Origin of the sequence: Thalassotalea eurytherma (assembly GCF_030161415.1) — a bacterium.
GTDB lineage: Bacteria > Pseudomonadota > Gammaproteobacteria > Enterobacterales > Alteromonadaceae > Thalassotalea_G > Thalassotalea_G eurytherma.
Map to the genome: position 1 here is coordinate 52257 of NZ_BSSU01000015.1, position 20104 is coordinate 72360.

18 protein-coding genes and 1 other RNA gene are annotated in these 20104 nt (G+C 40.0%); 15 read left to right on the forward strand and 4 right to left on the reverse strand.

What is annotated here, in order from left to right; translation table 11 throughout:
• Nucleotides 1–247 precede the first annotated feature (247 nt).
• The 11 genes from QQK02_RS14550 to QQK02_RS14600 all read left to right on the forward strand — a co-directional run bounded on the left by QQK02_RS14550 (nucleotide 248) and on the right by QQK02_RS14600 (nucleotide 12598).
• A complete protein-coding gene (locus QQK02_RS14550) occupies nucleotides 248–466 on the forward strand; it encodes a hypothetical protein (RefSeq protein ID WP_284208830.1) in 219 nt (72 codons plus the stop codon).
• A 365-nt stretch (nucleotides 467–831) separates the two neighbouring features.
• Entirely contained in the window at nucleotides 832–4071 is a 3240-nt protein-coding gene (locus QQK02_RS14555; protein WP_284208831.1) for a S41 family peptidase, read from the forward strand.
• 1242 nt (nucleotides 4072–5313) lie between these two features.
• Nucleotides 5314–6081, forward strand: coding sequence for a response regulator transcription factor (locus tag QQK02_RS14560; protein WP_284208911.1), 768 nt, complete (start codon nucleotides 5314–5316; stop codon nucleotides 6079–6081).
• Nucleotides 6082–6512: 431 nt separating this feature from the next.
• Complete coding sequence (locus QQK02_RS14565) at nucleotides 6513–6971, forward strand: response regulator (RefSeq protein WP_284208832.1); 459 nt, start codon at nucleotides 6513–6515, stop codon at nucleotides 6969–6971.
• Nucleotides 6952–8160 (forward strand): EAL domain-containing response regulator, encoded by a 1209-nt coding sequence (locus tag QQK02_RS14570; RefSeq protein ID WP_284208833.1) that lies wholly within the window; start codon nucleotides 6952–6954, stop codon nucleotides 8158–8160. The genes QQK02_RS14565 and QQK02_RS14570 overlap by 20 nt, the downstream gene beginning before the upstream one ends.
• Nucleotides 8157–8984: an STAS domain-containing protein gene (locus tag QQK02_RS14575; RefSeq protein ID WP_284208834.1), complete on the forward strand. Its 828-nt coding sequence runs from the start codon at nucleotides 8157–8159 to the stop codon at nucleotides 8982–8984. Before QQK02_RS14570 ends, QQK02_RS14575 begins: the two co-directional genes overlap by 4 nt.
• A complete protein-coding gene (locus QQK02_RS14580) occupies nucleotides 8985–9350 on the forward strand; it encodes an STAS domain-containing protein (RefSeq protein WP_284208835.1) in 366 nt (121 codons plus the stop codon).
• Nucleotides 9351–9376: 26 nt separating this feature from the next.
• On the forward strand, nucleotides 9377–9799 hold the full coding sequence (locus QQK02_RS14585; RefSeq protein WP_284208836.1) for an ATP-binding protein: 423 nt from the start codon (nucleotides 9377–9379) through the stop codon (nucleotides 9797–9799).
• Between the two features lie 12 nt (nucleotides 9800–9811).
• On the forward strand, nucleotides 9812–10204 hold the full coding sequence (locus QQK02_RS14590; RefSeq protein WP_284208838.1) for an ATP-binding protein: 393 nt from the start codon (nucleotides 9812–9814) through the stop codon (nucleotides 10202–10204).
• Nucleotides 10204–10770: a SpoIIE family protein phosphatase gene (locus QQK02_RS14595; RefSeq protein ID WP_284208839.1), complete on the forward strand. Its 567-nt coding sequence runs from the start codon at nucleotides 10204–10206 to the stop codon at nucleotides 10768–10770. Before QQK02_RS14590 ends, QQK02_RS14595 begins: the two co-directional genes overlap by 1 nt.
• On the forward strand, nucleotides 10763–12598 hold the full coding sequence (locus tag QQK02_RS14600) for an ATP-binding protein (RefSeq protein ID WP_284208840.1): 1836 nt from the start codon (nucleotides 10763–10765) through the stop codon (nucleotides 12596–12598). The genes QQK02_RS14595 and QQK02_RS14600 overlap by 8 nt, the downstream gene beginning before the upstream one ends.
• A gap of 174 nt (nucleotides 12599–12772) precedes the next feature.
• Here the strand turns inward: QQK02_RS14600 and QQK02_RS14605 are convergent, their stop codons facing one another.
• Together QQK02_RS14605 and rnpB are read right to left on the reverse strand one after the other, a co-directional pair.
• Nucleotides 12773–13291, reverse strand: coding sequence for a hypothetical protein (locus tag QQK02_RS14605; protein WP_284208841.1), 519 nt, complete (start codon nucleotides 13289–13291; stop codon nucleotides 12773–12775).
• Between the two features lie 296 nt (nucleotides 13292–13587).
• Nucleotides 13588–13987, reverse strand: an RNA gene (gene rnpB, locus QQK02_RS14610) — RNase P RNA component class A.
• A gap of 168 nt (nucleotides 13988–14155) precedes the next feature.
• Between rnpB and QQK02_RS14615 the strand changes: the two genes are divergently transcribed.
• From QQK02_RS14615 to QQK02_RS14630, 4 genes are all read left to right on the forward strand, one after another.
• Nucleotides 14156–14836 carry a tetratricopeptide repeat protein gene (locus tag QQK02_RS14615; RefSeq protein WP_284208842.1) on the forward strand — a complete coding sequence of 227 codons (681 nt, stop codon included), beginning with the start codon at nucleotides 14156–14158 and terminating at the stop codon, nucleotides 14834–14836.
• 84 nt (nucleotides 14837–14920) lie between these two features.
• Entirely contained in the window at nucleotides 14921–15505 is a 585-nt protein-coding gene (locus QQK02_RS14620; protein WP_284208843.1) for a DUF7010 family protein, read from the forward strand.
• Between the two features lie 64 nt (nucleotides 15506–15569).
• Nucleotides 15570–16655 carry a sensor histidine kinase gene (locus QQK02_RS14625; RefSeq protein ID WP_284208844.1) on the forward strand — a complete coding sequence of 362 codons (1086 nt, stop codon included), beginning with the start codon at nucleotides 15570–15572 and terminating at the stop codon, nucleotides 16653–16655.
• Nucleotide 16656: 1 nt separating this feature from the next.
• The gene (locus tag QQK02_RS14630; RefSeq protein ID WP_284208845.1) at nucleotides 16657–17259 is read left to right on the forward strand and encodes a response regulator transcription factor; all 603 of its coding nucleotides are present in this window, start codon (nucleotides 16657–16659) and stop codon (nucleotides 17257–17259) included.
• Nucleotides 17260–17287: 28 nt separating this feature from the next.
• Here the strand turns inward: QQK02_RS14630 and ggt are convergent, their stop codons facing one another.
• Entirely contained in the window at nucleotides 17288–19087 is a 1800-nt protein-coding gene (ggt, locus tag QQK02_RS14635; protein ID WP_284208846.1) for a gamma-glutamyltransferase, read from the reverse strand.
• 140 nt (nucleotides 19088–19227) lie between these two features.
• Complete coding sequence (gene rsmI, locus QQK02_RS14640) at nucleotides 19228–20079, reverse strand: 16S rRNA (cytidine(1402)-2'-O)-methyltransferase (protein ID WP_284208847.1); 852 nt, start codon at nucleotides 20077–20079, stop codon at nucleotides 19228–19230.
• Nucleotides 20080–20104: the final 25 nt, after the last annotated feature.

Sequence of the window (20104 nt, forward strand, 5' to 3'; positions counted from 1 at the left end):
AGTCGATTAATTGTTCTATCACCCAGCCCCATAAATTTTTGCGTGGGGCTAGTTTATTGATTAGTTACGAATAAGTTTAACCTCTGTCAAAGTCTCTCAAAAAGTCACCTCTATTTATTAATCATCAAAACGGTTAATAAAATTTACATAGCTTTTGTTATACTATAACATTTCATATAGTTGATTTTACAACAAGTTAATTTTTAAAAAATGTATTTTTAGTTACTCTATAACAACGAGGCGATAAATGAAAAAAGAAGTAGTTGTAGCCTCATCATTGTGTGTCCGATTTAATAATCAAACTGTGTTAGATGACGTAAACTTTAGTGTCGGTGAAGGCGAAGTTTTTGCATTACTCGATGGAAACGGTGCACTTACTTCACTCTTACAAACCTTTGGCTATGTAATTTATTTATCTATTTTTCTCATTTTTATTTGTTACCAACAGTTTATTGAATTCTGTTAGCTATCATTGAGGCAAATCATAGCGAGCGCTATTGATAAGACGGTATTAGCATAGTTTGGCTTAGCACCGTTATGTTAGCATTTGCCTGACACAATCAACGAAAGGTTCGCTCATTACAGCCATTGCAAAAAATAAACAAGCCTTGGCTTAGAGCTACATATAAGGAAATTATCTCTCAGTAGATATTGATTAACACTATACAACAGTAGGTACTATCATTAATTTGTTACAATTTAGGTGGCCTTTGCGCTTTCGCTAAACGCACACTGACAATTCAAACTGTTAAACTACTTCAGTTCGTATCATTAACAACATTATAACAACTAAAAATGATGCTTTAGCATCACAAATAAAAGGAAAGATTAATGCAACAAGCAAAGTATTTGCTGTCAGCATTAGCACTTATTGCCACTTCTGCCAGTGCAGAAAAAAGTGATGAGTGGTTTTTGCATAGCAGTATTTCACCCAACGGAAAAACCATCGCATTTTCTTACAAAGGTGATATTTACACGGTACCCACTCAAGGTGGAACTGCAAGGCCATTAACCTTACATAGCGACTGGGACGGCCACCCGGTTTGGTCTCGTGATGGTAAAAACATTGCTTTTTCTAGTGATAGAAATGGCAACTTAGACGTTTACCTAATGCCAGCTAGTGGCGGCAAAGCAAAACGACTAACCTACCATTCTTCACATGACGTACCACAAGACTTTACTAAAAACGGTAAAGACGTGTTGTTTGTTTCAAGTCGAATGGATTCTCAAAAATCAACCATTTTTCCTACCAGTCGGTTAACGCAAAGCTATACCGTTTCTGCGAAAGGTGGCACCCCAAAAATGCTGTCGACTATTCCAGCATCAGAATTACAGTTTTCACCTGACGGTAAAAAGCTACTATATCGTGACGAAAAAGCCTATGAGAACCAATATAGAAAGCATGACGTTTCAGCTTTCGCTCGCGATGTTTGGGTACACAATTTAAAAACAGGTAAGCACGAACAACTTACTCAATTTGAAGGTGGCGATCATAACCCTGTATGGAAAGACAAAAACACGTTCTACTATACATCTGAAGAGAAAACAGGTGCTTTTAACGTATGGCAATCTGATTTAGACGGCGATAACAAAAAGCAAGTAACTACCTTTAAGCAACACCCTGTTCGTAGCTTATCTATTAGTGACAAGGGTGCTTTGGCCTTTGTTCATCATGGCAGTATTTATACCAACACCAAAGGCAAAACTAAGCATGTTGAAATAGATATTGCTAACGACATACAAGAAGATGAGTTGTTACCTGTATCATTAGGCGGCAAAGTCACTGAGTATGCCGTTTCACCCGATGGTAAAGAAGTTGCTTTTATTGCCCGAGGTGAGATATTTGTTGCCAGCACAGAGTTTAAAACAACGCGTGCCATTACCAATACACCAGAGCAAGAGCGCTCAGTTTCGTTCCATAAAGATGGCAAAACCATCCTTTATGCAGCAGAACGTAACAATCGCTGGGGTTTATACGAAACATCAATTATTAATGACACCGAACCCTACTTCTTCGCGGCTACAACACTAGAAGAGAAAGCTATTCACGTGGCTAAAACGGATAGCTTCCAACCGGTTTATTCACCAAATGGTAAAAAAATAGCCTTCCTTTCTGGTCGCGACGAAATACAAGTATTTGACCGTGAGGGTAAGAAAGTTAATGTCGCTTTAGGCAAACAGCACAACTATTCTTATGCTGATGGCGATATTACTTTTGCATGGGCACCAGACAGTTACTGGATGACTGCTAGCTTTGCACCAAGAAGCCGCTTATTCATTACCAATGTTGGCGTTTTTCCTGCTGACGGTTCAAAAGAACCTGTAGACATTAGCTTATCAGGTTACAGTGATGGTTCTCCAAGCTGGCATACAGATGGCGCAGCAGTACTTTGGGGCAGTTCACGATACGGTAAACGTGACCACGGTAGCTGGGGGCGTGAATATGATGTAATGGCCGCTTTTCTAACACAAGATGCATACGACCAATTCAGTATGTCAAAAGAAGAATATGCACTTCATAAAGAGCTTGAAGAAAAGCAGAAAGAGAAAGCCAAAGATAGCAAAGATGAATCAGATAAAGATGCTAACAAGGACAAAGAAAAAGAAGACGTTGTAGAGCCTTTAAAAATTGAGTGGGACAACATTGAACGTCGCACAGCAAGGCTAACACTCCATGCTTCTAATTTGGGTGATGCTTATTTAACAAAAGACACCAAAGCGCTTTATTACCTTGCTCGTTTTGAGAAAGGATATGACTTATGGCGTCATACCATTCGCGAGAAGAAAACAGAGCTTGTTGCTAAGTTAGGTGCTGGCAGAGCTAGCATGACGTTTAGCCCAGACGGTAAAAAAATCTACCTACTTGCAGACGGTCAACTTAAACAAGGTGATGTTGGCAAAAAAATATCGTTAAAGCCGATAAGTGTTAATCCAGTAATGGAGCTAAGCAAAATCCAAGAACGAGCATTTATGTTTGATCACAGCTGGCGCATTATCAAAGACAAATTCTATCGTGACGACTTCCATGGTATCGACTGGGATGACGTCGGTGAATCTTATCGAAACAAACTAAATGCTATTGGCCATAATCGTGACTTTGCCAATATGTTTGCCGAAATGACTGGTGAACTTAATGCTTCACACATTGGTTCATCTTACCGTCCACAACGTAAATCAACTAATGATAGCACAGGCCGATTAGGGCTATTCTTCAATACTGACAAAGGCTTTGTGGTTGAAGAAGTCCTTGCCAAAGGACCTTTTGACACAGCGAACAGTGCTGTAAAACCAGGTGTTGAATTAACGGCTATTAATGGTGTTAAGTTAACTAAGTCGCAAAACATGCACCAGCTCCTTAATCACAAAGCTGGTAAGCGCGTTCGTTTTACGTTTGAAGACACAAACGGCAACACGTTTGAAGAAGTTATTAAGCCTATTAGCAGCAGACCTCTTAGCAACCTCATGTATGAGCGCTGGGTAGCAAGCCGTGAAGCATTGGTTGATGAGTTGTCAAGTGGTGAACTTGCTTATGTGCACGTTCGTGGCATGAACGATCCTAGTTTTAGAACAGTGTATTCAAAACTACTCGGTAAACATTTCGACAAGAAAGCTGTAGTTGTAGATACTCGTTTCAACGGTGGTGGCTGGTTGCACAACGACCTAGCTAAGCTATTAAGTGGCAATGAATACTTCACTATGCATGTGCGTGGTCGAACCTATCGCGGTGACCCATTAGATCAATGGAATAAGCCTTCTGTATTATTAATTAACGAAGGTAATTACAGTGACGCTCACGCTTTTGCTTACACCTATGACGAATTGAACTTAGGTGAAATGGTCGGCATGCCAGTGCCAGGTACTATGACTGCCGTTTGGTGGGAAACGGGGATTTCAGGTGATTTTAGAGCCGGCGTTCCACAAGTAGGTACCAAGAATACCAAAGGCGAATATTTGGAAAACAACCAAACCATGCCTGATCACATGGTGAAGAATGACCCTGAGTCTTCAGCTGCTGGTAAAGACAAGCAAATTGAAAAAGCAGTTCAGGTGCTGATGCAAAAAATTAAATAATGCTTTTTTGATACAAAAGCAGTATGTAAATGCATTAAAAAGCCGCGATAAGTTCGCGGCTTTTTTGACTGTGTTTCTGTCCCTTCCTGAAACGTGTAAACATATTTCAGGAAGGGACAAATTGACCACAAAAAAAGCCTATATATTGCTATAGAGGCTTTTCTTAAAATAATGTGAGTTGGCCGATAAGCTAGCTTACCAAACAGAAGTAATATATTATTTTAAAAGAAATTAATCAAACAAGCTTAATAAGAAAATCTTAGGAAAATTATAGTGGCTACTCACGAATGCAAGTAGCCACTATAATTTTTGTAGTCAGTCGATAAGTTAACTAACAGGATAAGATTAAAAACCTGATTTTAAAAGATTTTAATGGATTCACGATTTCTTGATTATGATAAAGAAACTTTAGAAAACCGCTTGCATTCGCAAGCAGTTTTCTAAAGTGGATGAGTCGACATGTAAGATAACTCACTTTAAGATGCAAAGACCAAATAACTCTTAAATATGTTTGGCAGCTTTTAAGGCATGGTCGTTAACGAGTAGTAAACTGATTTTTATGGCTCTTTTAATTATTTTAGTTTTGATGGATAAAAATTAACGAAAAACTTAAAAGTTAACTTTTTTAGTGGGATATAGGCAACTCTATTGTAAACATTGTTCCAACATCAAGTTTAGTAACTCCTTTGCTCTTGTTATTATGGATTTAACCATTTCTGTTGGACGTGACGGTGAGAAGCTAGTCAAAGCCTTATAAGAGATAACACCTGATACAAAGACTATAGTTACAAGTGGCTATCCGACGGGGAAAGTGATGTCAAACCCAGAAAAGTTTGGCTTTAATGCTAGACTTGTCGAACCCTTTTCGTTGGCTACGATAAAGGTTCTATTAACCGAAGTACTGTAAAAATCGGAACATCCCGCCCTAGTGGGGTCCATTACTTAAACTCAAAAAAATCATTAGGTTGTACTGACATTTGCTATTTCAGAAATTTAAATTACAATGCTATTTAGAAGTAGATTGCATCATACACATGTTGCAATCTTGGCCGCACGGCACAGGATGTTAACGTTTAACTACCCCGCATTTTCGGAATGCCGAACTTTGGCAGTGTGTTCATAATTTAACGACATCCAAGACCCTGCGAGCTGAAAACAATAAGGCAGCATACAATGCAAGGTAAGGACACAGCTCACATATATTCTCATGGTTTGCAAAATTATCTACTACACTCACATGTGATGATCGTAGAGGATAACCGATTGTTACGACAACTTATTACCGAGGTTTTATCGGAACACTACAATATCATTGAAGCAGACAATGGCAAATCTGCGTTGAATATGGCTATCGAACATCAGCCCAACCTCATAATAACCGATATTTACATGCCCTACTTAAATGGCTTGCAACTAGTCGAAGCACTTGTGGGCAACACACAAACAAGACACATACCTGTTATATTGATATCAACAGAAGACCAAAAAGTAAAAATAAACGAGGGGATGGACCTCGGTGCTATTGACTATATCATTAAGCCGTTTGACATAGATTTTTTACTTCGAAAAGTTCAGAACATCATTAATGTCATATCGTCTCAGCAAGCAATTCCTGCTCATAATTCCACCACATACCGATACATAGCCCCATTTCATTTAGCCTTCAGTAAAAAAATTGACAAGCTACTGAAAGAATATTATCGAGACCCAAATTTTTCTGTTACTGATATGGCTAAAGGTTTAGCAACTAGCGAAAGGCAACTGCAGCGCAAATGTAATGATGTTTTTGGCTATGGACCCGCAAAAGCTATAAAGGTATATCGCCTCAACATCGCGAAAGATTATTTAAGGTCTGGGCTATCAGTGACAATAACAGCAGAGCTCGTCGGCTTTTACACGCAAAGCTATTTCTCTAAATGCTTCAAAGAGATCTTTGGTGTAACACCAAGAAAATTTGTCAATGAGCTCAGCAATCACACAACAGAACTTCCCGAACAAAAAACGGTATAAGTTGAACTGACAGCAAAGAGGTTGCAGAGCGCCAATCACTGCAAAGGGCAAAGGGCAAAGGGCAAAGCATCCTAGCAATAATATCGGCTAACACCAAGATTCAATCCATGTTTTTATTTACTAGATGTTTTTAGTCTACCTATAGCTGTAACCTACATAGCTTGTTGCGCAAGTTTTCAATCATGTTCATTTCTTCAGCAAGCATAGTAATTAAAGGCATGTTTCAATATTTTGATGATTTGCTAATGAAGATATTGTGTTTTTTCACTATTAAATAGAACACAAAAACTAATGATAACAGCATAGACATACAAATATCTGTTGTCAGTTTGTCGTTTTTTTGACTTTTTTAGTCCGAATATCATAAATAAACCTCTTTATAGTCGATATACTTTGATCATATTTTATTATGAGGCTCTGAGGCACCCAAAATGACTGTTCAACCTGCACTGACCCAAGATTCTGGTATTGTCATCATAGATGACGAGCCTTCGATGGCTGAGTTAGCCAGTGAGATTCTAAGAGAGGTTGGCTTTAAAGATATCGTCACATATACATCAGTGAAAACCCTCACCGAAGAGGCAAAAGTCGCTGAAGCACAGCTTGTCTTCATCGATATTAATCTTCAAGAGACCAGCGGACTGATATTACTGGCTTGGTTTAAAAATAAGTTTCCTGAAAAACATATTGTGATGTTCTCGGGTGATACCAGAAAAGATCTGGTAAGCGAAGCTATAAATCTAGGGGCTTGTGGTTTTTTATCCAAAGTTGAACTACATAAAAATATAAGGCAACTACTCAACAAGTGGCAAATAAAGTATCCCATTGATGCCGTTATACCTCAAAGCAAACAGCAACGGAGACCAGCCAGTGAACCTATTATTGATTGATGATGACAAGGATTTTTCTTCTTTTTTCTCTGAAGCTCTTCGCACTGTTGGGGCCTGTTGTCAGGTTATCACAGACCCTAGAGCAGTGTTGAGCTTTGACTTAGCAGAGACAGACCATATTGTTATCGATTTATCAATGCCAAACTTAGACGGACTGCAAGTTCTGCGCTTTCTCAAGGATATAAACTTTGCTGGTTATATTTCAGTGACCTCAGGACAAGCAATGCCTTTATTGGAATCCGCAAAAGAGATCTGTCAACTCCACAACTTAAACTTTCACACCATTTTACAGAAACCTTTTGATATTGGGTTTTTAGATGAGCTATTGGAACCCCCTCAATTCACATCGGTTAGCAGAGCTGAACAAAAATCAGACAACAATTTATCCTGCCGACTTGCAACTAAGTTTAGTAATGCTCTTAAAAGTGGAGAAATCGATGTCTACTTTCAACCTAAAATCAATCTTGAAACCAACGAAATAACCGGACTAGAAGCCTTAGCGAGATGGCAATTAGCCGGCGTTTTTGTTCCGCCAGAACATTTTATTGCATTAGCTGAAAACTATAATTTAATTGGCCAGTTAACCAATCAAATTGTTGAAAAAAGTCTATCGCATTTTGCCCGTTTTATCACATTCAATAGGCAGCTGGGATTATCGATAAATTTGTCGAGCGTTGAGTTATGTCAACAAGACTTGCCGGATTTTCTGTTCGAAAAAGTTACTGTGTATGGTCTCTCCCCTCACATGATCACGCTGGAAATAACTGAGACAGTACTACTTGAAAAAAATTCGGTCTCGTTAGAAATCCTTGCAAGGTTTCGCCTAATGGGGTTTCAGCTATCGATAGATGATTTTGGGTCAGGCTACTCCTCTGTCAACATGCTGCAAAATGGTCCGTTTACCGAACTTAAAATTGACAAAGTATTTATTCAATCAATGCACTCTACCGACAAGTCTAAAATTATTGTGCAATCTATTGTAGATCTTGCGAAAAAGCTGGAACTGAAGATTGTTGCTGAAGGCATTGAGACGCGCCAAGATCTCCAAGAAGTGATAAAGGCTGGCTGTAAATATGGACAGGGTTACTTTTTTAGTAAGCCTATTAACGCAACACACGTTACAACGTGTCTACTTAATTGGGAAGATAACAACCCGAACAACAGAGCACATAAAAAGGCAACATCATGAAAAATTTCGAAAAAATAAAAGCACTCGTGCATAAAAACAAAGAAAATATCATTAATCATTGGGTAACAGCCGTAACATCAAACTCTTCCATCGACAAAACAAGAGAGTTCGATGATTGCTCGACTATACTTGAGTTAGTATTGCAAAGTATTGAACATGATTACAACAATATCAGTGCCTCACAGTCATACTCGCTGCTAGAAAAGGAGTTACATTCTTTTGCTTCATTTCGTGCTTTGAATAACTTCACACCCACTCAAACCGCGAATTACCTTCTTGAATTCAAGAGAACCATTTATACTTTTGTCAGCGATAGTGCAAGAGAGGCATTAGCTGAAGAATTTATAGATTTTAATAATCTTATCGATGATCTTGCGGTGCTGACATTTCAAATATACACAGATGCTCGTGAAGAAACAATAGTATCACAGGCTTATGCATTAGAGCACGATACGCCTATTGTGAAAATCTCACAGAGCTTACTGTTAATGCCATTAATGGGCATTATTGATACAGCAAGAGCACAGAAAATAATTGAGTCCTTGCTTGATGCTGTAGTCGAAAATCAAGCAGAGATAGCTATTCTCGATATGACAGCCGTCGCCACATTTGACACGCACGTAGCCAACAATATTCTTAAAACCATCTCGGCAGCAAAAATGGTGGGGACTAAAGTTATTTTGTCAGGGATCAGCCCCAATGCCGCGATGACTATCGTAAAACTTGGTGTAGATTTGAGCCAAGTTGAAACATTCAATACGCTAGAGAACGCAATCAGTCATGCCAATGAACGGGATGGGCTGAGCCTTAGGGAAGCGTCTTAGATGAAGAAGATCCCGATTCTATACCTGAATTCTATTTTGATCGCATCCATTCAAACAGAACTGACAGACGAGGAGGTATTATCGTTTCAGTCAGAATTATTGAAAAAAAACAACAAACTTATGGCAAAAGGTGTGATTATTGATGTTTCTACCTTAGACGTTATAGACTCTTATATGGCAAAGGTACTCGGTGATCTCACAACGATGGTAAAATTACAAGGAAGTGCTTTTCTGCTTTGCGGTGTAAAGCCAGCAGTTTCGTCAACGCTCGTCGACATGGGAATGATGTTAACTAAAATTGATACCTTTCTATCGCTCGAAAAAGCCTTTAATTTTTTGACATCAAACGATAGAAAATTTCAATAGCCAACTAGTGAAGATCGATCAATATCATGGATAAAAATTATCTAAACCAAGTTGATGATATACCAATTAAATGTACACAGGATATTGTTATATCTAGACAAAAAGGCAGAGAGCTCGCCCGAAAATCAGGCTTTTCAGTCAGTGAACAAACTAGGTTCGCTACCGCAATATCTGAAATTACACGGAATGTACTCACCTACGCAACAGAGGGAGATTGTTACCTTTTCGAAAAAACCTTAGATGGGTACCACATGGTAATTGCACAAATCGTTGACCATGGACCAGGTATAGATAACCCCAAGCTGGCAATGAACGATGGCTATTCAACAGGTAACGGGCTAGGGTTAGGTTTACCGGGTGCAAAAAGATTGGTTCATGAATTGAACATCAACTCGATGCCAGGAAAAACCCTTGTTGAAATCATCATTAAAGGAAGGGTATATAGGTAGATGACTCGGTTAATGACAGCCATTACTATCAAAAAAGAATGGCATATTGCTAAAGCAAGAGGCGAGACTAAAAAACTCATGATGTCTGTCGGTTGCAGTGCAACATGTTTAACAGAGGTGGTTACATGCGTGTCTGAGCTTGCTTATAACCTATTTTTTCATGCCTTAGAGGGCGGTGTAATTGAAATGTCGATCGTAGAGCCAGATGGCATGGTAGGGATCAAAGTCGCGAGCTATGATAAAGGGCCAGGTATCAAATCCGTCACTGATGCACTTGAGGATGGTTTCTCAACAAATGGCGGTTTAGGGGGAGGGCTACCTGGTGTAAAACGACTGATGGATAACTTCCAAATATCGACCTCGGAAACCGGCACATCGATAACGTGCTTTAAGCGGTGTGTTTAATGCCTCTTTATCAAGGAAAAAAATACGGGGAAATAGAGAGTGGCGACAGGTGTATCATTCAAAGAAGAACAGACAGTGTTGTTTATGTGATGATAGACGCTGTGGGTCATGGCGCGGCAGCTAAAAAGGTAGCAGATATTGCACAAAAAATTATCCAAAGCTCAGCAAAAGAATCGCTCCCTACTTTAATCGCCGCCTGTGAAGCAGAACTCATTAATACGCGAGGTGCTGTGATGTTTTTTGCTCAATTTTATCCAACATCTGGCAAGCTACACTATTATGGAGTCGGTAACATTCGATGTTACTTAATATCGCGTAAATGTTGTCGTTCTCTATCGTCATATCCCGGCATTCTGGGCAGACATAAACAACACTATAACCTACAAAAGATACACATTGATTTACCAACCTCTCTGTTAATGTTCACTGATGGTCTCACCGAAGTAAAGACACAGGTAATCCCTCAGTTATGCAGAATGACTCCCAGACATATTGTTGGATTTCTCTCAGAGTCATGGTCTGAAAATGATGATGTCTGTTGTTTTTGTGAGTACATTTATGAATAAGTATCTAGATAGATATAGGGAAACGTATATCAGTCATATAGCAACCTATATAACCGAGGGTGGAGAAGAGATTTTATACTTTTGCTCGGAGCTCGGTAAACAGTTAGCCATAGAGAACTGTTCGATCGAAGACGTTATTGCTTTTCATCAATCCTGCTTGGAAACCCTGACTTGTTCCTCAGACTCATTTGATGCGCAGGCATTGATTAAATCTTTCGATCTACTGACTGAGATTACTGTTCAACAGACGCTCTGGTTAAAACGCGAAACCTCTCTAAAAAATCAAGCACAAAGGATGATTCGAGATGTCATTGAGGCTATGCCACACCGTATATATTGGAAAGATATAAAAGGCTATTACTTGGGCTGCAACAGTGCTTATTTGCGTGACCTAGGTATTGATTCCAGTGACGTAATTGTCGGTAAATCCTCAAAGCACACAGACCTTCAAAGCATTCACATTGATGCTGATGTTGAAACAGAGTCAGAAATCCTCTCGGGTAACTTAGTGTCTCACATCAGAGAGCGAGACCTTGTTATTACTGGTGATAATAGCCTACCGATAAAGGAAACAATAAGACCGTTAATTAATTCAGAACAAGAACTGTACGGACTTATTTGTTGCTATGAAAACCTAGCTGAATTAAAAGAAAAAGAAGAAGAAAATAAAATACTTACTAACAACCTCAGTCAAAGTCAACGTGTTGAATCTATCGGACGCTTAGCCGGAGGAATTGCCCACGACTACAACAACATGCTAGCCGTTATTATAGGGTATTCACAATTACTCGAGCGTGGATTAAAGTCTAGCGAGCTACCACCAAAATTTCTAGGTTACTTACAGCATGTGTTATCAGCGGCTGATAAATCTAAACTACTCACCGAAAAGCTGCTCACTTTCAGCCGTAAAGATATTATTAAGCCTGAAGTGGTTGAGCTCGGACTTCACATAACAAATACCCTAACTACCTACTCATCGATCATCGATGAAGATATCGTCATTTCTATCGATGCGGCCAGCAAATACTGGGTTTTTGCCGATTCCAGTCATATCGACCAAGTTTTACTCAACCTCATCGTCAACGCGCGTGATGCAATGCTTAATACTGATAGCTCAACACAAAAACAGATCAATATTGTATTGAGAGATAGTCAGTCACCACATTTTGTCTCTTTAAGCATTGAGGACAATGGTTGCGGGATGACAGAACAGATTAAATCACAAATTTTTGAACCTTTTTTTACCACCAAAAAAGGAATAGGAACAGGCCTGGGATTAGCTACGGTCTTTACCATTATTTCACAGTATGGTGGTACTGTTAGTGCAAACATCGAAGGAGAGGTCGGTACTGAATTCATAATTGAGTGGCCTCTGCACAAAGCCCCCCCTAAGCATCACGAAAACGTTTCATTAGATGAAACGTGTAAGCAACAACATCATTTTAACAACACCGAAAAAAATATTGTTGTACTGGAAGATGATAAACAAGTCAGAGATTTACTAGTTTCAGTACTGACTACCGCTGGATTTTGTGTCTTTGGTTTTGAAAGTAGTAATTTGATGTTTCATGAAATCGCGATAAAAGGTATCGTGGTTGACCTACTACTGACAGACATCATACTGTCTGAGACGAGAAATGGTAAACAAATTAGTGAACAATTACTGGCACTTCACCCTAGATGCAAAGTTGTTTTCGTCTCAGGTTATAGCGATGACATAATCAGTAAGAGAGGCATTATTTTAGATAATATTGCACATATACAAAAACCGTTTAGTAATGCGGAACTGGTTGATATAGTAACAAGTAGGTTGTTGTACTCTGTGTGACGATATAAATCGTTCAATAAAACAACGTAATAAGGCAAGCTTACTTACTTCGATTACAGGCATCATCTTCAAATAACGATTGCATTAATTCACGTTGTACCTTGGTCGATGTGGCTAATTTACTGACCAACACCCGAAACGCCAATGATGAAGTATCGGTTTCAAATCCTTTGTCTAACAGTAGTTGTCTTGCCAGCTCATATGTACCAGCATTGTAGCTTCATCGGTTAAGCCAACCAACATTTTAACCATAGAAGACAAAGCTTCCATAAAAGGCCACTTATCTACTTCAGACAAACCAGCAATAACTTTGTTAAGGCGTGCGGTGCGGGTATTGTTATCTGAGGCTTGAGCTATGTAGGAAAGCTGCTCTTTAAATTGGTTGTCATCACTAAACAACTCGGTTTGCCCAAGTACATTTAATGCATGAGCACCGTTTGAATACCCTTGCTCCATTTCAACAATTAAGACATCAATATCACCTAATTGTAATTGCTTTAACATAGCGTCCTTTATCATTAGTAACCGTGGTTTACCCTCAATATGGTCTAATGATTTTGACGTGATAACAAGTTGTTTTAACTGTTGAATATAAGGCTTGAATTGATTAATGCGTTTGATTGCTGAAATGAGGTTTTGTGTCTGTAGGCCGAAGCGAATTTCCCTAACACCTAACCGTTTAGGTAGTCTCATTCGAAAATAAAACCACTGTTTACGAAGGTATAAGTACTTATTACCAGCTACAGCTTTCACGTTATATGGTTGAGTAGGCCACCGTGTATCAAACTGTGTACCACTTTTTGGCGCTAAAGTTAAAAATACAAAATGATCTTATCAAGCAAAAACTCTAGCCAAAACAAAAAATAGGATGATTTTTGAAGAGAAATAAAAGACATTGAAAATCAAAACCGTGTACCAACTTTTGAATTTAATGATATGAAATATAAGGGATTTTAGATAACCGCTTGAAATTCAAGCGGCTTCTAAAATCAATGAGTCTGCCGATAAGCCGGGTTCTGTACTTTTCCGAAGAAAAGGGACAATCATTCGTCTAGGCCTTAAATCGCTCTAAGGCTCAAGCAACCTACCCGGTTTCAACGCGAGCCGCGCCGTACGAAACCCTATTTGGTCTTGCTCCAGGTGGAGTTTACCCTGCAACGAACTATTACTAGTCGCCCGGTGCGCTCTTACCGCACCCTTTCAGCCTTACCTGTGCTATTGCTAGCCATCGGCGGTCTTCTCTCTGCTGCACTTGTCGTCGGCATTACGCCGCCCAGACGTTATCTGGCACCCTGCTCTGTGGAGCCCGGACTTTCCTCCCCTTTACCCGTATACCTCTTGCCGAAACATCAGGTACAACGATAAAGCAGCGATTGTCTGGCCAACTCGAGGCGCATTGTACATCAAGCAATATCATTTCGCTATGACGATATTCATGACATTTGTCATATCACATTGATGACTTTCGTCCCTAAACAAAAACTTGCCTGTGCATAACAATTAGTCCTGTAGCAACAACGAAGTCAACATGACTAACTAAACCACAAGGATATACACATGAAAAAGGTCATTTTATTTAGTTTATTTATCGCATCATCTTCTGCACTAGCAGAACAAACACAAATTGACGCTATCGAGAGCGCAGCAATGCAGTTAGACAAAAACACCTTAGTGTCACTGACTAATCAAGCGCAAACATACGACAAAGCATTAGCTTTCTACCGCTTATCAATTACTCAAAATTTGATGGCTGAGCCTGACGCGGCAATTAAATCATTAAATAACGCAATAGCAACACTTGAAGCGCATACCGTTCAGCACCCTGAAGATGGTGAAGCATGGGCACTACTATCACAAAGCTATGGTTTACAAATAGGCTATCAGCCAATGAAAGGTGCTTATTACGGTCCTAAAGCAGGCAAGGCACTGAGTAATGCTTTTACTTACGCGCCGCAAAGTCCGCGTACTCATTTAGTTAAGGCTGTGAGTGAATACAATACGCCAGCGATATTTGGTGGTAGTAAATCAGCGGCCCTTAAAACGCTAGACACTGCGCTAACATTATTTGCATCAGACACTAGCGAAAACCAATGGGGGCATGCGGAAGCATTTGTTTGGCGCGGTTTGGCAAATCAGTCAATGAATAACACTGAAGCCGCTGTTGAAGATTGGCAGCAAGCGCTAAATATTGCGCCAGATTACGGCTGGGCAAATATGCTAATCAGCAAAAACAAGTAAGCGAAATCAAATAAACATCAAGAGCTAAGACAATCAATCTAGATAGCCGCTTTACGGAAGTAAGCGGCTAACAAGGAAAGTATCATGACAACTAAAACACTTGAGCAATACAGAGAAGAATACAAACAAAAGCCGTTAATCACTATGCCAATTGCTGGCACCATTGTTTGGTTTTGTTTAGGCATTATGGCGCTATTCATGCCAGCAGAGCAAATGGTACTACCTGTATATATTGGTACCGGTTGCATCTTTTATTTAGCGCTCTTTTTATCAAAATTCACGGGTGAAAAGTTACTGGTCAAAAAAGAAGAACGTAATCCGTTTGATTCATTATTTCTATATACCTTAGTCATGAGTTGGTGTGCTTTTGCTATCGCGATTCCATTTGGCATTCAAGATCACACGGCAGTACCTATGGCGATTGGTATAGTTTCTGGCTTAATGTGGATTCCGATTTCTTGGACACTAGAGCACAATGTTGGTGTTGTTCATACATTAACGCGTACTTCGCTTATTTTAGTGGGTTGGATTATTTTCCCTGAGCATAGTTTTATCGTTATTCCGTTTACCATTGTTTTTGTTTATAGCATTAGCCTGTATCAATTGATTAAGCGCTACAAAATGGTCAATGCAAACCAGCAAAATTTAGCAACAGCCGAATTAGCATAAAGATAAGGCAAGTGTTGCAAATCACGTCAATCTAGGTAACGTATTAAATAATCAGGAGAAAATAATGAACAACGACTTTAACATCGCCTTAGCACAAGACAAAAAGCCTTATTGGGTATGGGGCCCGTTAGCATTTTCATTATTTTATTTCTTACCGCTATTTTTTAACTTCGCGTACTTTTGGCCAACAAAACTCCTGTTTGTTATTGCGCTCTACGCACTGTTTGTCTATTGCTACAAAGAAGCCTGCACAAAACCAGGAGAAAAAGCACTCGTACCCGTTATTGCCATCATTTCACTAGCTACCTTTGGCACCGCTATTACACCAGGTACGCAAGCATTGTTTGGCTTCGCTGCCTATTTCCTAGGATTTAATTTTAGCTTTAATAAAGGCTTCTTTGGTTTATGGGTGACATTAGGGTGTATTGTCGCAACCGCCTTTTTTAACTCTTATGTTGATGTGTATTTTCTTGTGCCAGCAACCATTGTTTCTGTGGGTTTGTTCTTTTTAGGGCAGGCTGAACGCAAAGACCGAATTTACCGCGCGAAAGAAGAAAAAAGCCAACAGCAAATCGAACAACTTGCCACCATCGCAGAGCGCGAAAGAATTGCCCGCGATTTACATGACTTAGTGGGTCACTCACTCTCTTCAATCGCTCTCAAAGCTGAACTTGCGCATAAGCTGATGGAAAAGTCGCAATTTGACAATGCCGCGCAACAAATTGAAGAAGTAGCAACATTATCAAGAACAACGCTAGCGGAAGTTCGCCATGCCGTATCAGGCTTAAAAGAAGTCAATTTAACGGGTCAAATTACCAAGCTCGTATCCAATTTAAAATCAAATGGCTTTCACGTAAATAGGGTTGTCGACATTGGCGAACTATCACCACAAGTAGAGTCACAACTTGTCTTGATGCTCACAGAGTTGGTCACCAATATTTTGAGACACAGCAAGGGTGATAGCGTTGAAATCGTGCTCGAGCAAAAAGAGGGGTTACGCCTACATATTCAAGATAATGGGCAATGTAAAACGCTTAATGAAGGCAATGGTTTACAAGGTATTAAAGAACGTTGCCAGCAAATAGGTGCGAATTGTGATATCAAGTGTGACGATGGTTTTGCCGTTAGCATAACTTGCAAGGATGTATAAAATGATAAAAGTATTAGTCGTTGAAGATCAGGCTATGGTGAGGGGTGCTATATCGGCGTTACTGTCTCTTGAAGACAATATCGATGTCATTGGCCAGGCTGAAAATGGCAAGCAAGCCGTTAAAATACTTGAAGACAACACGGTTGATATTGTCTTAACCGATATTGAAATGCCGGAAATGACGGGCATTGAACTAGCCGAGCACTTGGCACAACAACCCATTGCGATAAAAACTATTATCATGACAACGTTCAGTAAAGTGGGTTATATCAAGCGTTCGATGCAGGCAGGCGTTAAAGGGTTTATTTTAAAAGAAGCGCCTTCTGATCAATTAGTTGACGCCGTCAATCAAGTCTATAATGGTCGAAAAGTGATTGATCCTGAACTTGCCATTAGCGCGTTAGATGACAACGATCCGTTAACGGATAAAGAGCGCAAGGCGCTACGCTTAGCAAGTGAAGGGTTAAAAACAGGAGAAATTGCCGATAAGCTATTTCTATCAGAAGGTACAGTGAGAAATTATTTATCTGAATGTATCGCAAAACTCAATGCCAGTAACCGTGTTGAAGCCGGTCGTATCGCAAAACAAAAAGGTTGGTTATAACGTATCAGCCAACCTTTTTATTAATCAACTAATAACCTTGGGCTTGGCCATCTTTACGCATTTCACTAGCACCATGATATACGCCTGATGCTAGATCTTTTAATATCGCCTGATAGCCACCAAACGGCCCACTGGTAATATGGATTTTATGGCCACGTTTCTGCAACGCTCGAACCACATTTGCCTGTACACCACTTTCCAGCTCTAAAACACCGCCATCTTTCATTCGGCCTTCCCACGTTGGTGACGTAGAGCCTTTATGATGGAAACGCGCTGCATCGCCTGCCTGCTGAACGTTCATCTCAAAATCAACGATATTAGTGACCATTTGCACATGACCTTGGGGCTGCATTGCACCGCCCATTAAACCAAAGCTCATATAAGGTTTATTATCTTTGGTGATAAAAGCGGGGATTATTGTATGAAACGGTCGTTTATTTGCTGCATAAACATTAGGGTGCCCCGGTGTCAAAGAATATTGCGCGCCACGGTTTTGAAAAATAAAACCTAAGCCGTCAGCAACTAAACCAGTACCCATGCCACGGTAGTTACTTTGAATTAAGCTAACCATCATGCCATCTTTATCTGCTACGGTGAGATAAATCGTATCGCCCTCAATGAGCTTAGGGTCACCATGTTCTAATTGGTTAGCGGCTTTTTTCATATCAATACGCTGTGCGCGTTGCTTGCCGTACTTTTCTGATAGTAGGTAATCTAGATTGATGTTTTGATAGGTAGGATCGGCATAAAATCGCGCGCGATCTTCAAACGCAAGTTTCTTAGCTTCAGTCATGACATGCAAATAATCGGCACTATTATGTCCCATGCTTTTTAAGTCATAGTTTTCTAGTACAGTGAGCATTTGTAATGCAGCAATACCTTGACCATTAGGTGGCAATTCCCACACATCATAACCGCGGTAATTTACTGATACAGGGTTAATCCATTCACTGCTATGCTCAGCAAAATCTTCATACCTCAGCGGTCCACCAATTCGCTTAAAGTAGCCATCCATAGTTTTCGCAATGTCACCTTTGTAAAATGCATCTCGACCACCTTTGGCGATTTTTTCAAGCGTTTTAGCTAAATCAGGATTACTAAATAGTTGTCCGTGAACTGGTGCTTTACCATCGATTAAATAAGTCGATTGATAATTTTCAATTTCCTCAATCTCGCCCGCTTTAAATAGCCTTTCATAGCGCTTTTGGTATATATCCATGTAGTAAGCAATAACTTCTGTGACAGGGAATCCTTCGTTAGCGTAACGAATAGCAGGCGACAAGTTGGTAGCCATTGGTAATTTGCCAAATTTTTGATGAAGCTCAAACCAAGCATCGACTGTGCCAGGCACAGTTACTGGTGCAGTTCCCCAATTAGGAATTTGAGACACATCACCAATTTTAGCTTTTAGTTGCGCTAATGATTGACCTTTAGCTGAACGGCCGGAGCCATTTAAACCATGAAGTTTTTGTGTTTTAGGATCCCAAACAATGGCAAATAAATCGCCACCAATACCGTTGCCTGTTGGTTCCATTAATCCGATTGCTGCATTTGCTGCGATTGCTGCGTCCATCGCACTGCCACCATCTTGCAAAATATCGATGGCGACTTGCGTAGCTAATGGATGAGAGGTTGCCGCCATACCGTTTACAGCAAGTATTGGAGAACGTGTTGCCCACGGCGAGCCAACTACGCGATCGCCACGCCCGTCTTCGCGAAGCTGTACTAACTCACCGGTCACGTCATCAACAATCGTATCTGAAGACTTGGCGAACGAAATAGTTGACGCTAGCACTGCACACCCCAGCACTAAAGAGAGTATTTTCATTATGTTGCTCAATAAAATTGAATAAGTATTAAGCAGTATATGCAGTTTTTTAGCGTGCTAACATGGTGTTGGTCGCACCCATTAGGTAACACAACGCCAATGAAGTGAAAGAAGGTTGAATAATGGCCTTTGTCGTTGCCCTAGTTTTTCAACGATAACGCATAGTCGTAAAGCATATTTTTCTTTACGCCGTATATTTTAGCTGCCACTGCACAGGCTTTTTTAGGTGGTAACTCTTCCAGCAAAATTTCAAGGGTGCTAGCGATTTCAGGCGAAATAGCTTTATCGTCTTTCTCTTTACCTTCAATAATTAACACCATTTCACCTTTAAGCTGATTAGGATCTTCAGCAAGCCAAGCCAACAAGTTTTGTGCGCTATCGCTATGAACGGTTTCAAAGGTTTTGGTTAATTCTCTAGCCATGACTACTTGGCGATCACCGCCAAGTACGCTAACAATATCTTCAACAGTGTCGATTGCTCTACGCGGCGCATCGTAAAACACCATGGTTCTTTCTTCATGAGCTAAATTCGCCAGTGTTTTTTGGCGGGCACCTGATTTTGATGGCAAAAAGCCTTCAAAGGTAAATCGATCCGTAGGCAGTCCCGCAACGCTCAATGCGCTAATTGCCGCACATGCACCTGGCACAGCTACAACATTTAATTGATGCTCTCTTAAGTGCTTTACGATATGAAAACCAGGGTCGCTAATTAACGGCGTTCCCGCATCTGAAACCAAAGCAATAGACTTTCCTTCTTGCAACAGTTGGACAAAATAGTCTTGGCGTTGATGCTCATTATGATCATGAAGAGAAATGGTTTTATTACTGATGGTGAAATGATTAAGTAGTCGTTGAGTATGTCGGGTATCTTCACACGCAATTAAATCTACTTGTGAAAGTACGCCAAGTGCACGTTCTGTCATATCGGCTAAATTACCAATTGGTGTAGAGACGATATAAAGACATCCAGATTCAACGAATTTTTGCGGCATGATTAGCTTCTTCCTCATCACAAGT

Excerpts from the sequence above, each read along its gene's own strand:
- QQK02_RS14550 (WP_284208830.1), top strand. The coding sequence starts at position 248 with ATGAAAAAAGAAGTAGTTGTAGCCTCATCATTGTGTGTCCGATTTAAT.
- QQK02_RS14555 (WP_284208831.1), top strand. The coding sequence starts at position 832 with ATGCAACAAGCAAAGTATTTGCTGTCAGCATTAGCACTTATTGCCACT.
- QQK02_RS14560 (WP_284208911.1), top strand. The coding sequence starts at position 5,314 with ATGATCGTAGAGGATAACCGATTGTTACGACAACTTATTACCGAGGTT.
- QQK02_RS14565 (WP_284208832.1), top strand. The coding sequence starts at position 6,513 with ATGACTGTTCAACCTGCACTGACCCAAGATTCTGGTATTGTCATCATA.
- QQK02_RS14575 (WP_284208834.1), top strand. The coding sequence starts at position 8,157 with ATGAAAAATTTCGAAAAAATAAAAGCACTCGTGCATAAAAACAAAGAA.
- QQK02_RS14580 (WP_284208835.1), top strand. The coding sequence starts at position 8,985 with ATGAAGAAGATCCCGATTCTATACCTGAATTCTATTTTGATCGCATCC.
- QQK02_RS14585 (WP_284208836.1), top strand. The coding sequence starts at position 9,377 with ATGGATAAAAATTATCTAAACCAAGTTGATGATATACCAATTAAATGT.
- QQK02_RS14590 (WP_284208838.1), top strand. The coding sequence starts at position 9,812 with ATGACAGCCATTACTATCAAAAAAGAATGGCATATTGCTAAAGCAAGA.
- QQK02_RS14595 (WP_284208839.1), top strand. The coding sequence starts at position 10,204 with ATGCCTCTTTATCAAGGAAAAAAATACGGGGAAATAGAGAGTGGCGAC.
- QQK02_RS14600 (WP_284208840.1), top strand. The coding sequence starts at position 10,763 with ATGAATAAGTATCTAGATAGATATAGGGAAACGTATATCAGTCATATA.
- QQK02_RS14605 (WP_284208841.1), bottom strand. The coding sequence starts at position 13,291 with ATGAGACTACCTAAACGGTTAGGTGTTAGGGAAATTCGCTTCGGCCTA.
- QQK02_RS14615 (WP_284208842.1), top strand. The coding sequence starts at position 14,156 with ATGAAAAAGGTCATTTTATTTAGTTTATTTATCGCATCATCTTCTGCA.
- QQK02_RS14620 (WP_284208843.1), top strand. The coding sequence starts at position 14,921 with ATGACAACTAAAACACTTGAGCAATACAGAGAAGAATACAAACAAAAG.
- QQK02_RS14625 (WP_284208844.1), top strand. The coding sequence starts at position 15,570 with ATGAACAACGACTTTAACATCGCCTTAGCACAAGACAAAAAGCCTTAT.
- QQK02_RS14630 (WP_284208845.1), top strand. The coding sequence starts at position 16,657 with ATGATAAAAGTATTAGTCGTTGAAGATCAGGCTATGGTGAGGGGTGCT.
- ggt (WP_284208846.1), bottom strand. The coding sequence starts at position 19,087 with ATGAAAATACTCTCTTTAGTGCTGGGGTGTGCAGTGCTAGCGTCAACT.
- rsmI (WP_284208847.1), bottom strand. The coding sequence starts at position 20,079 with ATGCCGCAAAAATTCGTTGAATCTGGATGTCTTTATATCGTCTCTACA.